At 40.8% G+C, this 3,548-nt stretch carries 6 protein-coding genes and 1 tRNA gene; 3 read left to right on the forward strand and 4 right to left on the reverse strand.

What is annotated here, in order from left to right; translation table 11 throughout:
• Positions 1–142: 142 nt before the first annotated feature.
• The 4 genes from rplS to ACFFIP_RS17700 form a co-directional block, all read right to left on the reverse strand.
• On the reverse strand, positions 143–508 hold the full coding sequence (rplS, locus tag ACFFIP_RS17685) for a 50S ribosomal protein L19 (protein ID WP_382389089.1): 366 nt from the start codon (positions 506–508) through the stop codon (positions 143–145).
• A gap of 88 nt (positions 509–596) precedes the next feature.
• A complete protein-coding gene (gene trmD / locus ACFFIP_RS17690) occupies positions 597–1,283 on the reverse strand; it encodes a tRNA (guanosine(37)-N1)-methyltransferase TrmD (protein ID WP_382389090.1) in 687 nt (228 codons plus the stop codon).
• Positions 1,283–1,813 carry a ribosome maturation factor RimM gene (rimM, locus tag ACFFIP_RS17695; protein ID WP_382389091.1) on the reverse strand — a complete coding sequence of 177 codons (531 nt, stop codon included), beginning with the start codon at positions 1,811–1,813 and terminating at the stop codon, positions 1,283–1,285. The genes trmD and rimM overlap by 1 nt, the downstream gene beginning before the upstream one ends.
• Positions 1,814–1,827: 14 nt before the next feature.
• Complete coding sequence (locus ACFFIP_RS17700) at positions 1,828–2,379, reverse strand: 30S ribosomal protein S16 (protein ID WP_382389092.1); 552 nt, start codon at positions 2,377–2,379, stop codon at positions 1,828–1,830.
• A 383-nt stretch (positions 2,380–2,762) separates the two neighbouring features.
• On the opposite strand from ACFFIP_RS17700, the gene ACFFIP_RS17705 reads away from it, so the two are divergent.
• The 3 genes from ACFFIP_RS17705 (at position 2,763) to ACFFIP_RS17715 (ending at position 3,479) form a co-directional block, all read left to right on the forward strand.
• A tRNA-Arg gene (locus ACFFIP_RS17705) sits at positions 2,763–2,834 on the forward strand.
• Between the two features lie 286 nt (positions 2,835–3,120).
• Positions 3,121–3,378, forward strand: coding sequence for a type II toxin-antitoxin system RelE/ParE family toxin (locus tag ACFFIP_RS17710; RefSeq protein WP_382389093.1), 258 nt, complete (start codon positions 3,121–3,123; stop codon positions 3,376–3,378).
• A gap of 5 nt (positions 3,379–3,383) precedes the next feature.
• The gene (locus ACFFIP_RS17715) at positions 3,384–3,479 is read left to right on the forward strand and encodes a type II toxin-antitoxin system RelE/ParE family toxin (RefSeq protein ID WP_382389094.1); all 96 of its coding nucleotides are present in this window, start codon (positions 3,384–3,386) and stop codon (positions 3,477–3,479) included.
• Positions 3,480–3,548: the final 69 nt, after the last annotated feature.

The raw sequence follows: 3,548 nt of genomic DNA on the forward strand, positions 1-3,548 counted from the left end.
AGTCGACCAGTATTATACGTGTCAAGGAAAAAATCTAATCAAAAATCCCCAATCATGACTTTAGATTTTCAAAATCAAAAAATTGCAGCATAAAAAAGGCTGCCCTTTTCGGACAGCCCCTTTTTGCATAAGATCAATGATCTTATTTGCTGTGTCTGATTTTCTCCTTGATTCTAGCAGCCTTACCTTGACGGCCTCTCAAGTAGAACAATCTAGCTCTTCTCACTTTACCTTCTCTCAACAATTCGATTTTCTCGATGGAAGGAGAAAGGATAGGGAAAATTCTTTCCACACCAACACCATTGGAGATTTTTCTTACTGTGAAAGTCTCACCGTTGGAGTTAGGGTTTTTTCTTTGGATTACAGTTCCTTGGAATTGCTGGATACGCTCTTTGTTACCTTCAGTGATTCTTACGTGCACGTTGATGGTATCTCCAGCCTTGAAAGAAGGGAATTTGGCTCTAGCCTCGCTGTATTCCGCTTCTACAAATTTTATTAGATCGCTCATAGCTTTATATTTTATTTGCTTGTAGCAACCGCGCCTCGACACGGTTTTTGTTGAACTCAATTAATATTCTGCTTTCTTATTTATCGCCTCAGAAATCTTTACCTTCCAATAAGTCGGGCCTTCTTTCTTTTGTCCGGCGAACCGATGCGTCAAATCTCCAGGTTTCAATGTTTGCCTGATGTCCTGACAATAACACTTCCGGTACTTTCATGCCTTCATATTCTGCAGGCCTGGTGTACACTGGAGGTGCCAGTAGTCCATCTTGGAAAGAATCTGTCAGGGCAGAGGTTTCGTCATTCAAAACACCCGGAATCAACCGGATGATGGCATCTGCTACAACAGCAGCGGCCAATTCCCCACCTGATAGGACAAAATCGCCTATGCTGATTTCTCTGGTGATGAATTTTTGTCTGACTCTTTCATCTACACCTTTGTAATGTCCACATAGGATGATCAGGTTACCTTTGAGGGATAGTTCATTGGCCATTTGCTGGTTGAATGTCTCCCCGTCAGGTGTCATGTAAATGACCTCATCATAATCTCTTTCGCTTTTGAGTGCTTCAAGGCACTTTGCGATAGGTTCTATCATCATGACCATTCCTGCGCCACCTCCAAAAGCATAATCATCGACCTGCTTTTGTTTGCCGCTTGCATAATCCCTTAAGTTGTGTATCCTGATTTTGGCGAGTCCTTTATCTTCTGCCCTTTTGAGGATAGAATGTGAAAAGGGACCGTCCAATAGTCCGGGAACAACCGTGATGATATCTATGTGCATCAGTCTTCCAAGTATATGTCAAGCAATCCTGCGGGCAAGAGACAGTAAACTTTCTTTTCTGCCTTATCGACTTTGAGGACGATCTGGTCCTGAATGGGAATCAGTACCTCTTTTCCTTGATGTTCGACACCCAATAAATCCTGGGTTTCCAAGTCATAGATGACCTTGACTTCCCCGATTTTTCCGAGAGATTCGTCTATTACCTCGAAGCCAATCAATTCATGGTAGTAATACTGATCTTCTTGAAGCGGTTCCAGTTCACTTAGTGGAAGATAAAGGGCCGAACCGACCAACTTTGTAGCATCTTCTACGGTGTCATAATCCTCAAATTTTGCCAGGACTTTATTGCTGTGCGAGACAACAAAATGCTCCAGGAAAAAGGGAACTAATCTGGACTTTTGCTCTACGAAGACGTGTTTGAGGTCTTCATAATCTTCCGGATAGTCTACATCCAGTACGATACCTACTTCACCATGAAGTCCATGAACCTTTGCTATATAGCCCAATTGAAAACAATTGTCTTTGTTCATGGGAATGGGTTAAATTACGCTTGGGTTTCTTCGCCTTCAGCAGATGCTTCAGGAGCTTGTTCTTCAGCAGCAGCTTCACCGGCTTCTGCAGCGGCAGCAGCCTTAGCTTCTTCTTCCCTTGCTTTGATGGCGTCAAGACGAGCCTGGTTTTTAGCAGCTTCTGCTTCCAATGCTTTTTGACGTGCGTCTTCTTTGGCTTTGGTCAACTTGTCAACTTTACCGCCGATAGTAGCATCTTTGGATGCTTTCCAAGCTTCGAATTTAGCTTCCGCTTCTTCTTGGCTGATAGCACCTTTCAATACACCGATCTGAAGGTGTTTTTTCAACAGGACACCTCTGTAAGAAAGCATAGCCTTTACTGTGTCAGTTGGCTGTGCACCGTTCAACAACCATTTAAGAGCACGCTCATTGTTGATGTTGATAGATGCCGGGTCAGTGTTAGGGTTGTAAGTTCCCAATTTCTCGATAAAGCGTCCATCACGTGGAGCTCTAGCATCAGCTACTACTACGTCATAGATGGCCATTTTCTTTCTGCCTCTACGCGCTAATCTGATTTTAACTGCCATATTGTTTTGATATTTAGTGAATTGATGGATCCCGTCCATCGTAATTTTTGGACTGCAAAGATAGCGTTTTTAATTCGAAAAGCACAAATGCCTTAAAATATATTTGCTTGAATGGAGGAGAATGCTTTAAATTGCGACGGCAAATAGAAGCGAGAGACGAGAAGCGAGAAGTTAGACTTCGAGTCAAGATCTTTAAATCTAACCTCTAACGTTTCGCATCTAGCCATCTCAATAAGACATAAGATGCAAGACACCAGAGTCTATTCTCTCATCTCTCGCCTCTAGAAGTCTTTAAAAATAGAGACAAGAATCAAGAGACAAGAGACAAGACTTAATTCCAGAAGTCTAATCTCTTACTTCTCGCTTCTATAAGTCTCAACCCAGGCCTCGTAGTTCAATGGATAGAATAGTTGTTTCCTAAACAATAGATACAAGTTCGATTCTTGTCGAGGCTACAAAATTGATTTTCAAGTGTTTAAGGGGTGATCTTCATCCCTTTTTTTGTGTCTTTACCTCAACGTTGCAGTTAATCGGAAAGTTTTTTTGGAAACTTTCTTTAAATTAAGGGGAGTTTTCTGGTTAATATCTCACCATTGTCAATGGGGGGATTTTTTGTATTGAGCTGAAAAACCAGACAGATAATGGAGTAATATGCGATTATTAGAAACCTTACAAGCTGACAGGAGTAATAATTTTAAGACGACATGTTTCACTTTAGGGAAACTTTTTTAACTTTGTTTTGTGGATAAAAGTCAGAAGCATAGAAAGATTACATTTTACAAGGACTACTTTCAAGACTTCTTTTCAAAACAAAACAAAAAGGTTAAAGCCAAGATAGTTTGGACGTTTGAATTGATTGAAGACTTACAAAGAGTTCCTGAAACTTATCTCAAACACCTTGAGAACACTGATGGGCTTTATGAGATTAGAGTTCAACTAGGAAGTAACATTTTTAGTCCAGAGCTATCGGGATCTGTTTTTTTGACGAAGGCCAATTAATTGTATTGGCCAACGGATTTCAAAAGAAATCTCAAAAGACCCCGAAGAAAGAGATAGAAATGGCACTTAAAATAAAAGCAGAATATGAAAGCGAGAAGTAATAATTTAATGACCCTTGAGGAGTTCAAAGAAAAAAATTACGGAAAACGTGGCACTAAAGAGCGAGAGGA

This window comes from Fontibacter flavus (assembly GCF_042432905.1).
In the GTDB taxonomy this organism is placed as follows: domain Bacteria; phylum Bacteroidota; class Bacteroidia; order Cytophagales; family Cyclobacteriaceae; genus Fontibacter; species Fontibacter flavus.